This is a genomic window from Aliisedimentitalea sp. MJ-SS2 (assembly GCF_032586155.1).
Classification (GTDB): domain Bacteria; phylum Pseudomonadota; class Alphaproteobacteria; order Rhodobacterales; family Rhodobacteraceae; genus JAWHTC01.
Window position 1 is genome coordinate 1199796 of the sequence record NZ_JAWHTC010000001.1, and the last position, 16500, is coordinate 1216295.

17 protein-coding genes are annotated in these 16500 nt (G+C 60.1%); 14 read left to right on the forward strand and 3 right to left on the reverse strand.

The features are described from left to right. Nucleotides 1-112 precede the first annotated feature (112 nt). Complete coding sequence (locus RXV86_RS05945; RefSeq protein ID WP_316298247.1) at nt 113-1117, reverse strand: GlxA family transcriptional regulator; 1005 nt, start codon at nt 1115-1117, stop codon at nt 113-115. A gap of 158 nt (nt 1118-1275) precedes the next feature. Here RXV86_RS05945 and RXV86_RS05950 point away from each other — a divergent pair, with 158 nt between their 5' ends. Further along, the gene (locus RXV86_RS05950) at nt 1276-2646 is read left to right on the forward strand and encodes a class II 3-deoxy-7-phosphoheptulonate synthase (RefSeq protein WP_316298248.1); all 1371 of its coding nucleotides are present in this window, start codon (nt 1276-1278) and stop codon (nt 2644-2646) included. A 101-nt stretch (nt 2647-2747) separates the two neighbouring features. Here RXV86_RS05950 and RXV86_RS05955 read toward each other — a convergent pair whose 3' ends face one another. Further along, nucleotides 2748-3425: a PAS domain-containing protein gene (locus tag RXV86_RS05955; protein WP_316298250.1), complete on the reverse strand. Its 678-nt coding sequence runs from the start codon at nt 3423-3425 to the stop codon at nt 2748-2750. A 291-nt stretch (nt 3426-3716) separates the two neighbouring features. On the opposite strand from RXV86_RS05955, the gene RXV86_RS05960 reads away from it, so the two are divergent. The 3 genes from RXV86_RS05960 to RXV86_RS05970 are packed head-to-tail and all read left to right on the forward strand — an operon-like array spanning nt 3717 to nt 5775. Next, entirely contained in the window at nt 3717-4595 is an 879-nt protein-coding gene (locus tag RXV86_RS05960; RefSeq protein WP_316298466.1) for a YicC/YloC family endoribonuclease, read from the forward strand. Nucleotides 4596-4609: 14 nt separating this feature from the next. Continuing rightward, on the forward strand, nt 4610-5254 hold the full coding sequence (gene gmk, locus RXV86_RS05965) for a guanylate kinase (protein ID WP_316298252.1): 645 nt from the start codon (nt 4610-4612) through the stop codon (nt 5252-5254). Further along, a complete protein-coding gene (locus RXV86_RS05970; protein WP_316298254.1) occupies nt 5251-5775 on the forward strand; it encodes a gamma carbonic anhydrase family protein in 525 nt (174 codons plus the stop codon). The genes gmk and RXV86_RS05970 overlap by 4 nt, the downstream gene beginning before the upstream one ends. A gap of 15 nt (nt 5776-5790) precedes the next feature. Here RXV86_RS05970 and RXV86_RS05975 read toward each other — a convergent pair whose 3' ends face one another. Next, nucleotides 5791-6204: a hypothetical protein gene (locus tag RXV86_RS05975; RefSeq protein WP_316298256.1), complete on the reverse strand. Its 414-nt coding sequence runs from the start codon at nt 6202-6204 to the stop codon at nt 5791-5793. A gap of 216 nt (nt 6205-6420) precedes the next feature. Here RXV86_RS05975 and RXV86_RS05980 point away from each other — a divergent pair, with 216 nt between their 5' ends. From RXV86_RS05980 to RXV86_RS06025, 10 genes are all read left to right on the forward strand, one after another. Further along, nucleotides 6421-7461: an ATP-binding protein gene (locus RXV86_RS05980; protein WP_316298257.1), complete on the forward strand. Its 1041-nt coding sequence runs from the start codon at nt 6421-6423 to the stop codon at nt 7459-7461. An 83-nt stretch (nt 7462-7544) separates the two neighbouring features. After that, nucleotides 7545-8447 carry an alpha/beta hydrolase gene (locus RXV86_RS05985; protein WP_316298258.1) on the forward strand — a complete coding sequence of 301 codons (903 nt, stop codon included), beginning with the start codon at nt 7545-7547 and terminating at the stop codon, nt 8445-8447. Nucleotides 8448-8520: 73 nt separating this feature from the next. Continuing rightward, a complete protein-coding gene (locus tag RXV86_RS05990) occupies nt 8521-9240 on the forward strand; it encodes an isoprenylcysteine carboxylmethyltransferase family protein (protein WP_316298260.1) in 720 nt (239 codons plus the stop codon). A gap of 176 nt (nt 9241-9416) precedes the next feature. Beyond that, on the forward strand, nt 9417-10457 hold the full coding sequence (locus RXV86_RS05995) for a substrate-binding domain-containing protein (protein ID WP_316298261.1): 1041 nt from the start codon (nt 9417-9419) through the stop codon (nt 10455-10457). A 63-nt stretch (nt 10458-10520) separates the two neighbouring features. Then, nucleotides 10521-11981: a phosphate ABC transporter permease subunit PstC gene (gene pstC, locus RXV86_RS06000; RefSeq protein ID WP_316298262.1), complete on the forward strand. Its 1461-nt coding sequence runs from the start codon at nt 10521-10523 to the stop codon at nt 11979-11981. Continuing rightward, nucleotides 11978-13327, forward strand: a complete 1350-nt coding sequence (pstA, locus tag RXV86_RS06005) for a phosphate ABC transporter permease PstA (protein WP_316298263.1) — start codon at nt 11978-11980, stop codon at nt 13325-13327. Before pstC ends, pstA begins: the two co-directional genes overlap by 4 nt. Nucleotides 13328-13337: 10 nt before the next feature. Beyond that, complete coding sequence (gene pstB / locus RXV86_RS06010) at nt 13338-14135, forward strand: phosphate ABC transporter ATP-binding protein PstB (RefSeq protein WP_316298265.1); 798 nt, start codon at nt 13338-13340, stop codon at nt 14133-14135. Between the two features lie 13 nt (nt 14136-14148). Then, complete coding sequence (gene phoU / locus RXV86_RS06015; RefSeq protein WP_316298266.1) at nt 14149-14871, forward strand: phosphate signaling complex protein PhoU; 723 nt, start codon at nt 14149-14151, stop codon at nt 14869-14871. A gap of 5 nt (nt 14872-14876) precedes the next feature. Then, nucleotides 14877-15566, forward strand: coding sequence for a phosphate regulon transcriptional regulator PhoB (phoB, locus tag RXV86_RS06020; protein WP_316298267.1), 690 nt, complete (start codon nt 14877-14879; stop codon nt 15564-15566). Between the two features lie 86 nt (nt 15567-15652). Beyond that, the gene (locus RXV86_RS06025) at nt 15653-16498 is read left to right on the forward strand and encodes a hypothetical protein (RefSeq protein ID WP_316298268.1); all 846 of its coding nucleotides are present in this window, start codon (nt 15653-15655) and stop codon (nt 16496-16498) included. The last annotated feature ends 2 nt before the right edge of the window (nt 16499-16500 follow it).

Here is a 16500-nt window from a genome sequence, read left to right on the forward strand (position 1 = left end):
GCAGGAGAGTGCCAAGGTTTTTCGAAAACCCTTGCGAAACGCCGGTTTAGCGGCGTTTTCAAGGGGTTCCGAAACCGATTCTTCAAGCCTTTTCGAAAAACCTTGGACCGGATCAGATCGACAATCGCGACGCCTGTGACCCACGCTCGCGATAGGGGGTGGTGTCATAATGCGCCCGGTAGCATTTCGAGAAATGCGACGGTGAGGCAAAACCACAGGCAAGTGCGACGTTGATCACGCTCATATCGGTCTGCATCAGCAGATTGCGCGCTTTCTGCAGCCGTAGTTCCATGTAATAGCGTTTGGGCGAGCGGTTGAGATAGCGTCTGAACAGTCGTTCGAGTTGACGCGTGGACATGCCCACATCCTTGGCCAGGATCGAGGGGCTGATCGGTTCCTCGATATTGGCCTCCATCATCTGGATCACTTGGCTCAGCTTGGGGTGACGCACGCCGATGCGGGTTGGAACCGACAATCGCTGCGTGTCCTGGTCGGTGCGGATCGAGCTGTAAATCTGCTGATCGGCGACGGCATTGGCGAGCGTCTCGCCATGGGCCTCGGCAATCAGTTTCAGCATCAGGTCAATCGAGCTGGTGCCCCCGGCGGTGGTCATCCGATTGCCGTCGATCCGGAACACCGACTTGGTCAGCTCGACCTCGTCAAACTCTTCCTGGAAACTGTCCTGGTTTTCCCAGTGGATCGTCGCTGCCTTGCCGTCCAGCAACCCTGCTTTGGCCAGGGTGTAGGCCGCGGTGCACAGCCCGGCGATCTTGATGCCTTTGCGGGCTTCACGTCGCAACCAGCCGATGACCTTTTTTGGCGAATTCTGCTGGATATCGATTCCACCGCAAATCATCACCCAATCATCACGATGCAGCTCGATCAGATCATCATCGAGGTTGAACTCGGTACCGGCGGAACAGGAGATCGTTTCGCCGCCTTCGCCCAGAAGCAGCCATTTATAGAGTTCGCGTCCGGCCATCCGGTTTGCCAAGCGCAGGCATTCCAACGCCGAGGCAAAGCTCAACAGCGTGAAATCATTCAACAAAACAAAGACGAAACGCTGCGTGCGTGCCTCGTCATCAATAATGTCTACGGTTTGCCGCAGCTCTGACATGAGCACGAATCTCCGGGCATACATCGCGACACCCATTGTCGCTATCTGCCCACATGGACACGGGTTTTTCGCCCCGTCAAGAGCGCGATTCCCTGTGGCGCAGCGCCGCAGGGCTGTGTATAGGAAAAGCTTCATGTCATTTAACCCGGAGAAAGACGATGACTGACTGGCAAAAATCCGGCTGGCGCGCCTGCGAGCGTATCCAGATGCCGGATTACACGGATGAGGCCGCGCTGAATGCGGTTGAGGCACAGCTTGCCAAGTATCCGCCGCTCGTCTTTGCCGGCGAGGCGCGCCGCCTGAAGGAACAACTCGGTGCCGCGTCCCGCGGCGAGGCGTTTTTGTTGCAGGGGGGCGATTGCGCCGAAAGTTTCGAGCAATTCAGCGCTGATGCGATCCGCGACACCTTCAAGGTGATGCTGCAGATGGCGATGGTCCTGACTTACGGCGCCAAGGTGCCGGTTGTGAAGGTGGGCCGCATGGCCGGCCAGTTCGCCAAGCCACGCTCGGCCCCGACCGAGACGGTCGATGGGGTGGAATTGCCGTCCTACCGCGGCGACATCATCAACGAGCTCGATTTCACTGCCGAGGCGCGCATCCCGGACCCGAAGAAGATGCTGCAGGCCTATACCCAGGCGGCGGCGACACTGAACCTGCTGCGCGCATTTTCCACCGGCGGTTACGCCGATGTACACAAGGTGCATCAATGGACGCTCGGCTTTACCGAAGATGACAATGCCGCGAAATACCGCAACATGGCCAATCGGATCAGTGATACGCTCGATTTCCTCAAGGCCGCGGGTATCAGCAGTGAACGCTCTGCCGCGCTGCACCAGGTCAGCTTCTACACCAGCCACGAATCTCTGCTGCTGGAGTATGAAGAGGCGCTGACCCGGGTTGACTCGCTCACCGGCGATTGGCTGGCGGGCTCGGGGCACATGATCTGGATCGGTGACCGGACCCGTCAACCCGACGGGGCGCATGTGGAATTCGCCTCCGGCGTTTTGAATCCGATCGGTTTGAAATGCGGCCCGACAATGGAAACCGACGATCTCAAGCGGCTTCTGGCCAAGCTGAACCCCGAAAACGAAGCGGGCCGACTGACTCTGATCGCGCGGTTTGGCGCCGGCAATGTGAGCGAGCACCTACCGCGCCTGATCAAAACGGTCGAGGAAGAGGGCGCCAACGTGCTTTGGGTCTGCGATCCGATGCATGGCAATACGATTAAGGCGGCCAGCGGCTACAAGACCCGGCCGTTCGAAAGCGTGCTGCGCGAGGTGCGCGAGTTCTTTGGCGTGCACAAGGCCGAGGGCACCGTGCCCGGCGGCGTGCATTTCGAAATGACCGGCCAGGACGTCACTGAATGCACCGGTGGCGTACGTGCCGTGACGGATGAAAACCTGAGCGACCGCTATCACACCGCATGTGATCCGCGTCTGAATGCCTCGCAATCGCTGGAACTGGCCTTCCTCGTTGCCGAGGAACTGACTGCGGCACGCGAAGAAAAACAGGCCGCAAAGGCAAGTTGAGCATCGGCGTGTAAGCCACTGTAATAAAAGGAAACGCCCGGACATTCTGCACCGGGCGTTTTCATGTTCAGCCCTGAACAGAGCCGACGTCTTGCGCTATCTTACTCGTCGCTTTTTACCAGCCGCAAATAGCTCGGCCGCTGCGGCGCTTTCTCATCATCTCCACCTCTATGGCGGAATCGCGCGCCAGGATCGCGCAGAGCGGGATCGAGATTGGGTTGTTCTTCAGAACGTGCGAAACGGTGCGAGTTCTTCACCATGTCAGCCACCGGCACCAACGTGGTTTCCAGCAGGTTGAACCGGCGTGGGGCGCGACCGATTGGGCCTCGGGTTTCGAAACAGCCCAGCACCCGGCTGATATCGCCGAAGTCATTGCGCAAGGGGCACAGGATCATGCGCCCTTCAAGCGGTGGTTTGCCGATGCCGGTTTCCGCCGAAAGTTTCAGTTTGGCCAGCGCCGGGCGCGTCAACATGTCCTCGAACATCTCGGAAAACCCGGACCGCGCCGCCGACGGCAGGAATGAGCTGATCGGCATGCCACGCACTTCCATCCCCATCAGATCCGAAAGATGCATGCCGGCAATTCTCAACCGCGCCAGACCCGGCGCGATCTTTTCAAGAATGAAGGCAAATTCCAGAGCGTTTTCAATCCCGCGCGGGTCAATGTCGGATCGTTTTGGAACCCCGCCGCCGTTGTCAGGCAGCGTGCGTAGGCCATGCCAATAGGCCTCGACCTCGCTGAGTGCCCGAAATCCCGTATCGTCCTGAAAACCAGACATTGAAATCACGTTCCCGTTCATCTTTCCAACCCCATGCGCTCTGGAACAGTTCACCAGGATTCTACCCATTCACCCGCGTCGGACCGGTTGCTGAAGTTACTGACCGGTTAACTTTAGGTGAATAGAAGTTACCCAAGTCTTAAAGTGGCACATTTCGTTTAAAAAATCTTTCAATTCCCGTGCACTTGGTTAACCGCTCTTGCGGGATTTGCCGCGACGGGACGCTTGCGGGCAGGGGGGAAAAGGGCTTAGGACAGGGCATTGACAAAGGAGACGCCGGTGACAGTGTCGATGACGGGTTTTGCCTCGACCAAGGGGCAATGGGGCAGCTATTCCTGGGGATGGGAATTGCGCAGCGTGAATTCCAAGGGGCTCGACTTGCGTTTGCGGGTGCCGGACTGGGTTGCTGGGCTCGAGGCCGGGTTGCGCGCGCGGCTAGGCAAGGCGGTCACGCGCGGCTCTGTCACGGTTTCGTTGCGTCTGACGCGGGAAGACGGTGCAGGCGCGCTGACCGTCAATGAAGGACAGCTTGAGGCGGTTCTGAATGCGCTTTTGAAGGTTGAGCAGCGGGCGCTGGACATGGGCCTTTCACTGGCGCCTTCGCGCGCGGCCGACATCATTTCGCAGCGCAGCGTGCTGGACAGCAGTGCGGAAAACGAAGACACGGAGGCCCTGAAATCCATGCTTCTGAAGGATTTCGAGCCGCTGCTGACGGATTTCCTGTCGATGCGTCAGACCGAGGGCGCCGCCCTGCGTGACGTGATCGCGATTCAGCTCGACAGTATCGCCGCGCTGACGGATCAGGCGGCAGGCGTTCTGGATGACCGGCGCGAGGCACAGGCTGTTGCGTTGAAATCGGCGCTGGAGCGGGTCATGGCCAATACCAATTCGGTTGAGGAGGACCGCATCGCCCAGGAACTGGCGCTAATCGCGGTCAAGGCCGACATCACCGAAGAGCTTGACCGGTTAAGGGCCCATGTCGACGCGGCGCGCGACCTGTTAGATGCGAACGGCGCCGTGGGGCGCAAGTTTGACTTCCTGGCCCAGGAATTCAACCGCGAGGCAAATACGCTCTGTTCGAAATCGCAATCTAAGCCGCTGACCGCCGTTGGCCTGGAGTTGAAAGCGGTGATCGACCAGATGCGAGAGCAGATTCAGAACATCGAATAAGGCGCTGAAATAAAATGACAAACCGCCGTGGCCTATTGATCATTCTCAGCTCGCCGTCGGGGGCGGGTAAATCCACCCTGACCAAACGTTTGCGTGAATGGGATCCGTCGATCCGGTTTTCCGTTTCGGCAACCACGCGCAAACCGCGTCCCGGCGAAGAGGACGGCAAGGATTACCATTTTATGAGCGCCGAGGATTTCAAGCGCGACGTCGCCGAAGGAGACATGCTCGAACATGCCGAGGTGTTCGGCAATTTCTATGGCAGCCCACGCAAGCCCGTTGAGGCCGCCATCGACGCCGGTGAAGATGTGCTGTTCGATATCGACTGGCAGGGCGCGGCGCAGATCCGCAATTCGGTTCTTGCCCCATATACGCTGTCGGTTTTCCTGCTACCGCCGTCGATCACCGAACTGCACCGCCGCCTGGTCAGCCGTGGCCAGGACAGCGAAGAGGTCATCGCCGGACGGATGAAGAAAAGCTGGGACGAAATCAGCCGCTGGGACAGCTATGACCACGTGTTGATCAATGACGATCTGGACCAGACTGATCGTGACCTCAAGACCATCGTCGCCGCCACAAGGATGCGCCGTATCCAACAGCCAATGCTGACCGACCACGTGCGCCAGCTTGAAGCCGAATACAAGGAGTTGAACCTGTGACCCTTTACGCGCTCGACGGCCACGCGCCGCAATGTGACCCGGACAGCTGGGCCGCGCCCGATGCCAACCTGATCGGGCAGGTGGTTCTGGGGGCCGGGGCCTCGGTTTGGTTCGGGGCAACCCTGCGCGGCGACAACGAACCGATCATCGTCGGTGCGGGTTCGAACGTACAGGAAAACTGCGTTTTTCACACCGATATGGGCTATCCGCTGACCGTTGGCGAAAACTGTACCATCGGCCACAAGGTCATGCTGCATGGCTGTACCATCGGCGATGGCAGCCTGATCGGCATGGGAGCGACAATCCTGAACGGCGCCAAGATCGGCAAGGGTTGCCTGATTGGTGCAGGGGCCCTGATTACCGAGAACAAGGAAATCCCCGATGGCAGCCTTGTGATGGGCAGCCCCGGCAAGGTGATGCGCGAACTGGACGGCCCGGCCAAGGCGATGCTCCTGGCCAGCGCCCAGCATTACAGCGATAACATGCGCCGTTTCCGCGACGGGTTGAGCGTTGCCAGCTGAACCAGCGGCCTGACGCTAGACCGCAGCCAACTGGAGCACGCTTGCAGCCTCGTCGATCATGCGCTGATAGCGCGTCGCGCGGTCCGACAGGTCCGAAGATGGGCAGATCAGCACGAAATCCAACCCAGGAAACTGGGCTCTGATCTCGTGGGAGACAGCCTCTGCATCCGGCAGATGTGCTGCGACGGCACAATAGGTGCCGCGGAACTGCGCGTCGATCAGTATTTGTGCGATGTCGTAGACGTCATAAGCGCAACAAAAGAGCCAGCTTAGCACCTTGTCCGGTTGCGTTCTGCGGATTTGTTCGGCGTCAACAAGGTTGTAGCCTAGAAATATCGCGGTTTCCCCAACTCTCGGGTCGGGTCCGTTTTCCCGCCCTACACCAATACTCAGAACCAACGGATCAAGTGGCAGCTTGATTGTGGCCATGTCTCGATTTTGCCTTTTCCCTACGGGCCGGAGGTGGTCTCCTTTAACCCTATCTACCGCATTAACCTTTCCCGGTTAACAATTGATTAACCCTTATCAAGAGCCTGGTGGCAATTCCCCAAAAGACGCGAGGCGGTACATGGCCACGATGCGCGGTTTACATTTCTGGCCCGGTCATGAAAGTGTCGCGCCTAAGCCAGATCAAGAGCCCCGCCCATGCACCGACCTGAACAAAACCTGCTTGATGCGATGCCACAGGCCACTGTGCTGATCGGCCCGGATGAGAGGGTTGTAGCGCTTAACACCGGTGCTGAGGCGCTGTTTGGGGCCGGTGTGGTGGGTCAGTTTTACATTGCCGCGCTGCGTCAGCCCGACGTGCTTGAAGCGATCGAACTTTGCGCCAGCGAGCGGGTTAAAACCTCCGCGCGCTATGTCCTGCGCCGTGACAGCGGCCGCGATGTCACCTACGCGGTTTCCTGCGGCCGGATTGACCTTCCGGGTCTTGTGGGGGTGCTCGTTAGTTTCGAAGACCGCAGCCCATTAGAACAAGCAGGGCAAATGCGGCGCGATTTTGTTGCCAATGTCAGCCACGAATTGCGCACACCGTTAACCTCGCTCATGGGTTTCATCGAAACGCTGCGCGGTGCTGCCAAGGATGATCCGGCCGCGCAAGAGCGGTTCCTCGATATCATGGAATCCGAGGCCGGGCGGATGGAACGGCTTGTGCATGACCTGCTGTCGCTTTCTCGCGTTGAAAGCGATGCAAGGGTCCGCCCAACAGGGCAGGTCGAACTGGTTGGGTTGATAAGCGCGGTCCTGACGACGCTGGAAAAAGTGGCAGGTGCCAGCGGCGTGACCGTTCAATTCAACCCGCCGATGGATGAACTGCGCCTATCGGGGGACGAGGATCAACTGCGCCAGGTGGTCACCAACGTGGTGGAGAACGCAATCAAATATGGCAGCGGTGGCGGTGTTGTGACGCTGTACCTCTCAAAAGAAGATCACGACAAACGCTTGCGCGGACCGGCGGCCGTTCTGCGGGTGGTGGACAGGGGCGCAGGGATCGAAACCTTCCACATTCCACGGCTGACCGAGCGGTTTTACCGCGTCGATTCCCACCGTTCGCGCGAAGTTGGCGGTACCGGGCTGGGCCTTGCCATCGTCAAGCATATCATCAACCGCCACCGAGGACGGATGCGGATCAAGTCCAAGCCCGGCAAGGGCAGCACGTTTACTGTGGCGCTGCCGCTCGACTGATGGTCTGACGCGTGGTCAGGGATTGGCAGGTTGCTTTCGCCTGTTAGGGTCAACCTTGTTTGGCGAAAAGAAACGGCGCGCGCATGGCTGATCCCTCGAAGATTACTCCGACACGGCTGCCTTTTGCCGCCCGCGATGGCTGGCCGATGACAGGCGATCTCTATGTGGGCCCCAACCCGCACATCGCCATCGTGATTTCCGCCGGAACCGGCTATCCGCGCCATTTCTATCGCCACGTGGCGGGGTATCTTGCCGGGCAGGGGGCGGTGGTGCTGACCTATGACTATCGCGGCATCGGCGACTCGGGTGGCGGCCGTGATCTGTCCGACAGCAACATCGACTACCCCGACTGGGGGCGCTTTTGTGTGACCGCCGCGCTTGATGCAATCGCGGCGCAGGTGCCGGGCCTGCCGGTCGCCCATCTGGGTCATTCCGCAGGCGGCATGTTTCTAGGTTTCACCGAGGGGCACGAACGTTTCGTCCGTCACGCCTTTGTCAGCGTCGGCACCGGCTTTATCGGAGGGCATTTCAAACACCGCTGGCCGCTTGAGATGTTTTTCTGGTGGGGGTTCGGGTCTTACATGCTGTTGCGGCACGGTTACATCCGGTCTGGACGGCTGTGGCGCGGGGCCAGCCTGCCGCCGAAGCTTTTCCGTAGCTGGCGCCGATGGAGCATGCGGCGGTCCTATATCCGTCCCGAGCTGGCAACCCGCTATGCCCCCAACCATTTCGACGCCATCACCGCACCGATCCGCTCCTGGGTGTTCAGTGACGACGGGATCGCCACACCCCAAGCGGCAGGGGACACGCTGGACTATTACCCGAACGCGCCGCGCGATCTGGTGCTACGCAAACCATCCGACTATGGGCTGACCCATATCGGCCATGACAGCGCCTTCCGGTCCGGGCGCGAGGTGCTTTGGGCCGAACTTTGGGATTGGTTGGCAAACGGCACTTTGCCGGACGGCATAGGCTACCAGGCCTGATCACCAACCCTGCGGCGGTTGTGGAACTCCGCGCCAAGGCCTAGGCTGTTGCCATCACTGTCCGGGAAACACCATGTCCGACGCGAAAAACGGTCAAACAGAGGATCAAAAGGTGTCTGCAGGACAATGGATCAGGCTGGCGGTGGTCTACCTGTTGATCCCGTTGGTTCTGTTGATCAGTGGCGGAGATTTCGGCTGGTGGCAGGCATGGCTTTATGTGCCTTTGATCGTTGCTGCCGGATTGGGTGGGCGCATCTGGGCAGAACTGCGCCATCCCGGCCTGACCGCGGCGCGGCAAGATGTTGAAACCCTTCAGAACGCAAAAGCCTGGGACAAGATTCTGGCCCCTCTGATGGCGATAAGCATCGCATACCCCGTGGTTATCGTGGCTGGGCTGGATCACCGGTTTGACTGGTCGCCCGACTTTGGTTGCTGGGTGATCGCGATTGGCTTTGTCCTGATCGCGATTGGGTACGCCTTCGCAGCTTGGGCCTTTGCCGAGAACCGGTTTTTCTTCAGCGTCGTACAGGTTCAGACCGATCGCGGCCACACTGTCTGTGACAGCGGCCCCTACAGGGTGGTGCGCCATCCCGGCTATGCTGGAAATATCCTGGCCCTGTTCGGGATCGTTCTGGCCCTTGGGTCGAACTGGGCGCTGATCCCGGTGGTCTTCGCGACCGGAGTTTCGGTCCTCCGCACGGCCTTGGAAGACCAGACCTTGCAGCAGGAATTGCCGGGATACCCGGATTACGCGGCGCGGGTCCGTTATCGCCTGATCCCCGGTCTTTACTAAGCTGTCGAACACCATTCTCAAGCAAACCAACCCGCCTGGAATCGCGATTTTTTCGCTTTTCCCGCCGCCTGTCATGAAACTGTTACGTACCTGTCACAAAACCATAATCGACGACGCTTAGAGCCGCCCCCAAGGCCGTGACATACGCGGCCATGACTTATGATCAGGAGCGATCCATGAAATTTACCAAACTCGCCACTTCGGCTGCTGCCATCGCCGCGCTTGGCGCGACCACTGCCTCGGCCCGTGACCAGATCCAGATTGCTGGCTCGTCGACCGTGCTGCCTTACGCAGCGATCGTGGCCGAAGCCTTTGGCGAAAACTTCGACTTCCCGACACCGGTCGTGGAAGGTGGCGGCTCGGGCGCTGGCCGCAAGAAAATGTGCGAAGGCGTGGGCGAGAACACCATCGACATTGCCAACTCGTCGAGTCGCATCAAGCAATCCGATATCGACAACTGTGCCTCCAACGGCATCACCGACATTCAGGAAGTGCGCATCGGCTACGACGGCATCGTCTTCGCATCCGATATCAACGGCCCGGAATACGCCTATGAGCCTGCCGATTGGTTCAACGCGCTTGCCAAGCAGGTTGTGGTTGACGGCAAGCTGGTCGACAACCCCAACACCACCTGGGCCGACGTGAACGCCGATTTCCCGGCGAACGAGATCCTGGCCTTCATCCCGGGCACCAAGCATGGCACCCGCGAGGTCTTTGACAAGAAAGTGCTGGAAGCGGGCTGCAAGGCCACCGGTGCCATGGATATCTTCAAACAGGCCAATGGTGGCGACAAGAAAGCAGCCAAGAAAGCCTGCCACGCGCTGCGCACCGACGGTGCATCGGTAGACATCGACGGCGATTATACCGAAACGCTGGCCCGGATCGAAGCCAACAAGGCCGCCATCGGCGTCTTTGGCCTGTCATTCTACCAGAACAACACAGACAAGCTGCGGGTTGCCACCATGGGCGGCGTCGTGCCGTCGGTTGAATCGATTGCCTCGGGCGAATACCCGGTGTCGCGCCCGCTCTACTTCTATGTCAAGAACGCGCATCTCGATGTGATCCCGGGACTTCAGGAATATATCGAGTTCTTCGTATCCGACGACATGGCAGGCGAAGACGGCCCGCTGGCCGAATACGGCCTTGTGCCCGACCCCGAGCTCGAAGCCACCCAGGACGCGGTCGCCAATCGCGCGCCGATGGTTCCACTGAACTAAACATCAAAACTCGCAGGCAGCGCGCACGGTGCTGCCTGCACTATTTCCGCGGGGCACACATACATGAGCGTAGGCATTCTCACCCTGGTCGTTCTGGCACTTGCCTTGATCGGCTATGTCCTTGCGCGCAGGCGCGCCGTCGCTGCCGCCGACGGCGATGCCCGCAACCTGCACTCGCGCACCGGCTATTACGGCCAGCTTGTTTTTCTGTTCACCTCCGTTCCCGCCCTGCTGGTCATGCTGGTCTGGCTGTTCCTGCAGCCCATCATCATTGAAAATGCGGTCTCCTCTCAAATCCCGGACACCGCAATCCCCGAAAGCGGCGAGCTTTCTCTGGTGATGAGCGACGTGCGCCGTATCGCCGGTGGCATCGATAGGCTGATGCAGGCCGAAGGCATAAACGAAGACCAACTTGAAATCATGACGGCCGAAGGTGGCGATATGCGCGCGCGACTGGGCGCCGTCGGCGTGGCTCTTGGCGGCGAGGTGCATGGCGACGTTTTCACCGCCGCCAAAGCCTATCGCCAGTCGCAACAGACCGGCACCATGGCGATGAGCGTCGTGGTGATCGTCCTTGCGGCGGGTTTCCTGGCAGTCTCGCTGTCTCGCATCCACAAGGACCTGCGCGCCCGAAACATCTCGGAAGCCTTCGTTCTGACGCTTTTGATCGGGGCTTCGCTGGTGGCGATCCTGACCACCATCGGCATTGTCCTGTCGCTTCTGTTCGAGACCTACAACTTCTTCCAGCTTTACCCATGGCAGGATTATTTCCTGTCGACCACGTGGAACCCGCAATTTACCGGCGGCTCTGACCTCGGCTTTATCCCGCTGGTGTGGGGGACGCTTTACGTCTCGCTCGTGGCGCTGATCGTGTCGGTGCCAATCGGGTTGATGATCGCCATTTACCTTGCGGAATACGCAGGCAAGAAAACCCGTTCCATCGCCAAGCCCGCCATCGAGGTTCTGGCCGGCATCCCCACCATCGTCTATGGTCTGTTCGCCCTGATCACCATCGGCCCGTTCATCCGCGACTGGATTGCACAGCCCACCGGGCTTGGTGACAGCTCGTCCTCGGTTCTGACGGCGGGTCTTGTCATGGGCATCATGCTCATTCCCTTTGTCAGCTCGCTCAGCGATGACATCATCAACGCTGTGCCGCAATCGCTGCGCGACGGCTCCTACGGGCTGGGCGCAACGCAAAGCGAAACCGTGAAACAGGTGATCTTGCCGGCCGCGCTCCCCGGCGTTGTGGGCGCCATCCTGTTGGCGGCGAGTCGCGCCATCGGCGAAACCATGATCGTGGTCATGGGGGCAGGGGCCGCGGCCAAGATGTCGCTGAACCCGCTGGAAGCCATGACCACCGTGACGGTAAAGATCGTCAGTCAGCTGACTGGCGACACCGAATTTGCCAGCCCGGAAACGCTGGTCGCCTTCGCACTTGGCCTGACGCTTTTTCTCTTCACCCTGTGCCTCAATGTCCTGGCGCTGATCATCGTGCGCAAATACCGGGAGCAGTATGAATGACCGACGCGACCAATTCCGACGTTCCCGGGCGCCCGACGCATTCCCTTCTGAAACTGGATGCGCGCACCCAACGCCGCCGCGCCGCCGAGGCCCGGTTCCAGCTTTATGGCAAGCTCGCGGTCGCCATCGGCGTTCTGGCGCTTTTGGGCCTGCTGGCCTCGATCCTCGCCAACGGGGCGTCGTCCTTCCGCCAGACCCATGTGACGCTGGATGTCTTCCTTGACCCGGCCAAACTGGACAAGAAGGGCACCGGCGACATCGAGAAGATCAAGAAGGTCACGACCTTCGGCTACAAACCGTTGATCCAGAAAGCAATGGTCAGCGCCATCGAGACAAACGGCCTCGATGATCAAGGGATGAAAGCCAAGACGATCGCCAAGATGATTTCGCCCGAGGCGCCGGCGACGATCCGCAACTATGTCATCGCCAATCCCAACCAAATCGGTGAAACCATTTCGTTCAAGCTGCTGGTCACCGGCCGGGTGGACGGCTATTTCAAAGGTCGCGTCACCATGGCCAGCGCCGAATTGGACCGAAACATCTCGCCCGAGCAACTGCGCCTTGCAGAGGAAATGAAAGACGCGGGGATCATGATAACCGGGTTCAACTGGGGCTTCCTGACCATGCCGGATGCCTCGGACAAACGCCCCGAGGCGGCGGGCCTGGGCGTCGCCATCCTCGGCTCGGCCTACATGATGCTGGTGGTGCTGGTGCTGGCCCTGCCGCTTGGCGTCGCGGCGGCGGTCTATCTGGAAGAATTCGCGCCCAAGAACCGCCTGACCGACCTGATCGAGGTGAACATCTCGAACCTCGCCGCTGTGCCGTCGATCGTCTTCGGTATCCTGGGCCTCTCGGTCTTCATCAACTTTGCCGGATTGCCACAGTCGGCGCCCATCGTCGGCGGCTTGGTTCTGACTCTGATGACCTTGCCGCGGATCATCATTCCGGCCCGCGCCGCGCTTCAGGCCGTACCGCCGTCGATCCGCGAAGCAGCACTTGGGGTAGGGGCCTCGAAAATGCAGACCGTATTCCACCATGTTCTGCCCTTGGCCACCCCCGGCATTCTGACCGGCCTGATCATCGGCCTGGGCCAGGCGCTTGGTGAATCCGCGCCGCTCCTGCTGATCGGCATGGTCGCCTTCGTGCGCGAATACCCCGGTGCCCCGCCCGAGGGCCTGTTCGACCCTGCCGCCGCTCTGCCCGTCCAAGTCTACAGCTGGACCACCCGCGGTGACCCCGCCTTTTTCGAACGCGCGTCGGGGGCGATCATCGTGCTGTTGGTGTTCCTGTTCCTGATGAATATCATTGCCATCATCTTGCGCCGTCGGTTCGAGCGCCGCTGGTAAGGAGAGAGATATGTTCGACACTTCCAAAAACGAGACCGACGTGACCCAGACCACCACCAAGATGAGCGCTCGCCAATGCCAGGTCTTCTATGGCGACAATCACGCCATCAAGGATGTCGATGTGGACATCGAGGACAAGACGGTAACCGCCTTCATCGGCCCGTCCGGTTGCGGCAAGTCGACGTTCCTTCGGGTGCTGAACCGGATGAACGACACCATCCCGATCTGCCGTGTAGAAGGTGAGATCACGCTTGATGACGAAGACATCTATGACGCGGCGGTTGACCCGGTGCAGCTGCGCGCCAAGGTGGGCATGGTGTTCCAGAAACCCAACCCGTTTCCCAAGTCGATCTATGACAACGTCGCTTATGGCCCCAAGATCCACGGGCTGGCCCGCACCAAGGCCGAGCTTGACGAAATCGTCGAAAAATCCCTGCGCCGCGGCGCCATCTGGAACGAAGTCAAGGACCGGCTGCACGAACCCGGCACCGGCCTCAGCGGCGGCCAGCAACAGCGCCTGTGCATTGCCCGCGCCGTGGCAACCGAGCCCGAAGTCCTGTTGATGGACGAGCCGTGCTCGGCGCTCGATCCCATCGCCACGGCACAGGTCGAGGAACTGATCGACGAGCTGCGCCAGAACTACTCGGTCGTGATCGTTACCCATTCGATGCAGCAGGCGGCCCGTGTCAGCCAGAAAACCGCCTTCTTCCACCTCGGAAACCTCGTCGAATTCGGCGAAACCAGCCAGATTTTCACCAACCCGGTCGACCCGCGCACAGAATCCTATATCACCGGCCGTATCGGCTGATCCGGAGAGAGCCATGAACGAAGAAACCCATCACATCGCCTCGGCTTTTGACCGCGACCTTGAAACCGTCCAGGCTATGATCATGAAAATGGGCGGGCTGGTCGAACAGGCCATCCTGTCCGCAGCCGACAGCCTTGATGACCGCGATCAGGAACGCGCCGAAGAGGTCCGCGAACAGGACCGCGCCATCGACATGCTGGAAGACCAGATCAACGAAGAGGCCGCCCGCATCATTGCGCTGCGCGCGCCAACGGCCATCGACCTGCGCCTTGTCCTCAGCGTGCTGAAGATCTCCGGCAATCTCGAGCGGATCGGCGACTATGCCAAGAACATGGCCAAACGGACCGGCGTTCTGGTGCAAATGACCCCGATCGAGGGCGCGACCGTATCGTTGAAACGCATGGCCCGCGACGTGCAAATGATGCTCAAGGACGCGCTTGACGCCTATATCCAGCGCGATGCCCAACTGGCCCGCGACGTGATCCGCCGCGACCGCGATGTCGATCAGCTTTACAATGCGCTGTTCCGCGAGTTCCTGACCTTCATGATGGAAGACCCGCGCTCCATCACCGCCTGCATGCACCTGCACTTCATCGCCAAGAACACCGAACGTATGGGCGACCACGTGACGGCCATTGCCGAGCAGGTGGTCTATCTCGTCACCGGCGAAATGCCGGACGAGGAACGCAAGAAGAAAGACAAGACCTCGACCGACGCCAAGCTGGGGCAGGTATAAGCCCGATGTCGAGCAGCAAACCCTGCGTGCTTCTGGTCGAGGACGAACCCGCCCAACGCGAGGTCCTGGCCTACAACCTCGAAGCCGAAGGATTCGAAGTCCTGCGCGCCTGTGACGGGGAAGAGGCGTTGCTGATGCTTGATGAAACCCCGCCTGACGTGGTGCTTCTCGACTGGATGCTGCCCAACGTGTCCGGGATCGAGGTCTGCCGCCAAATCAAGACCCGCAACGACACAAGAAACGTCCCGGTGATTATGATCTCGGCCCGCAGTGAAGAGGTCGACAAGGTGCGCGGGCTGGAAACCGGTGCCGACGATTATGTGGTGAAACCTTATTCCGTGGCCGAACTGATGGCGCGGGTGCGCGCAGCGTTGCGACGGGTGCGTCCGGCAACCGTGGGAGAGCGTCTCAGCTATGACGACATTGTGCTGGATGCAGAAACCCACCGGGTGACACGTGGAGAGGATGAGGTGAAACTCGGCCCGACCGAGTTCCGACTGCTCGCGACCTTCATGGAAAAACCGGGCCGGGTGTTTACCCGCGAGCAGTTGCTTGACCGGGTCTGGGGCCGCGACATCTATGTTGACACCCGCACGGTTGATGTGCATGTGGGACGTCTCCGCAAGGCGCTGACCAAGGGTGGGGGCTCCGACCCACTGCGCACCGTGCGTGGCACTGGATACGCCTTGGGTTAGGGGCCGGTTGTTGACCTGCCGCAAGGCGCCAGCCGACGACACTTGCGATAATTCCCGCGTCACACACATGAACTTGAGGGAAGGGCATGTTACGTCGTCATTCTCGGAAAACCGCAATCCTGGGGGCAGGTTTGTGTCTTGCGCTGGCAATGCCGGGCACTGCCGAAACCATCAGCAAAGACTTCGCAATGGGCAAGAACGAAGCGCTGCGCTTCGAAATCTTCATGCCCAAGGGGAAAAGCGGCAGGTTGCGATACAACGCCAATGGCACCGGTCGTGCAGTGATCGTGTTCAACCGCTGCAAACTAGCTGACCCAGACCACGCCAGCAGTTATCATTTCGGACCGTTGAAGGAAGAACCAACCTTCACGGACTCCGCTCCGGCACGGGACACCGGATGCGACTATGGCTTCATGGTGAAATGCGCCTGGGGGGCCTGTTCCGGGACGATCTCGGTGAAAACCTGGATCAAAGGCGGCCAAGACACCACGGTTCCTGCCACGGGAACGCCAACGACGCAGCCGGACAGCGGCACGGCATCCGACTATCACGGTAAGCCACTTGCCGCGCCGGGCAGTAAGATCGCCGATGCAGGCGGGCAGAATATGTCGGCCGCTTTTGTGCCCTATAACTGCGAAATCAAGGCGCAGATGGCACAGTCGGATTATGATTTCTATGCCTTCGATTTTCCCGGTGGCACTCTGCACGCGGCATCGCGGGAAGGGTTGAACCTTGTTGCCGACCTGATCCGTGCCTCGGATGGCGCGGTACTAATGCGCAACGGGGTCGATACCGGGCCGTTCCGGATATCGGCCGAGCTGGCGCCCGGTCGCTGTATCCTTGCGGTGCGGGTGATGCACCATGCCGGGTCGGGGCCTTATGCGGTGACACTGGGCCGACCGGGGTCTTGCCGGATCACCGAAACGCAATAAAC

What these genes read in the sequence shown, in the direction of transcription:
- RXV86_RS05945 (WP_316298247.1), bottom strand. Translation starts at nt 1,117, where the DNA reads ATGTCAGAGCTGCGGCAAACCGTAGACATTATTGATGACGAGGCACGC.
- RXV86_RS05950 (WP_316298248.1), top strand. Translation starts at nt 1,276, where the DNA reads ATGACTGACTGGCAAAAATCCGGCTGGCGCGCCTGCGAGCGTATCCAG.
- RXV86_RS05955 (WP_316298250.1), bottom strand. Translation starts at nt 3,425, where the DNA reads ATGTCTGGTTTTCAGGACGATACGGGATTTCGGGCACTCAGCGAGGTC.
- RXV86_RS05960 (WP_316298466.1), top strand. Translation starts at nt 3,717, where the DNA reads ATGACGGGTTTTGCCTCGACCAAGGGGCAATGGGGCAGCTATTCCTGG.
- gmk (WP_316298252.1), top strand. Translation starts at nt 4,610, where the DNA reads ATGACAAACCGCCGTGGCCTATTGATCATTCTCAGCTCGCCGTCGGGG.
- RXV86_RS05975 (WP_316298256.1), bottom strand. Translation starts at nt 6,204, where the DNA reads ATGGCCACAATCAAGCTGCCACTTGATCCGTTGGTTCTGAGTATTGGT.
- RXV86_RS05980 (WP_316298257.1), top strand. Translation starts at nt 6,421, where the DNA reads ATGCACCGACCTGAACAAAACCTGCTTGATGCGATGCCACAGGCCACT.
- RXV86_RS05985 (WP_316298258.1), top strand. Translation starts at nt 7,545, where the DNA reads ATGGCTGATCCCTCGAAGATTACTCCGACACGGCTGCCTTTTGCCGCC.
- RXV86_RS05990 (WP_316298260.1), top strand. Translation starts at nt 8,521, where the DNA reads ATGTCCGACGCGAAAAACGGTCAAACAGAGGATCAAAAGGTGTCTGCA.
- RXV86_RS05995 (WP_316298261.1), top strand. Translation starts at nt 9,417, where the DNA reads ATGAAATTTACCAAACTCGCCACTTCGGCTGCTGCCATCGCCGCGCTT.
- pstC (WP_316298262.1), top strand. Translation starts at nt 10,521, where the DNA reads ATGAGCGTAGGCATTCTCACCCTGGTCGTTCTGGCACTTGCCTTGATC.
- pstA (WP_316298263.1), top strand. Translation starts at nt 11,978, where the DNA reads ATGACCGACGCGACCAATTCCGACGTTCCCGGGCGCCCGACGCATTCC.
- pstB (WP_316298265.1), top strand. Translation starts at nt 13,338, where the DNA reads ATGTTCGACACTTCCAAAAACGAGACCGACGTGACCCAGACCACCACC.
- phoU (WP_316298266.1), top strand. Translation starts at nt 14,149, where the DNA reads ATGAACGAAGAAACCCATCACATCGCCTCGGCTTTTGACCGCGACCTT.
- phoB (WP_316298267.1), top strand. Translation starts at nt 14,877, where the DNA reads ATGTCGAGCAGCAAACCCTGCGTGCTTCTGGTCGAGGACGAACCCGCC.
- RXV86_RS06025 (WP_316298268.1), top strand. Translation starts at nt 15,653, where the DNA reads ATGTTACGTCGTCATTCTCGGAAAACCGCAATCCTGGGGGCAGGTTTG.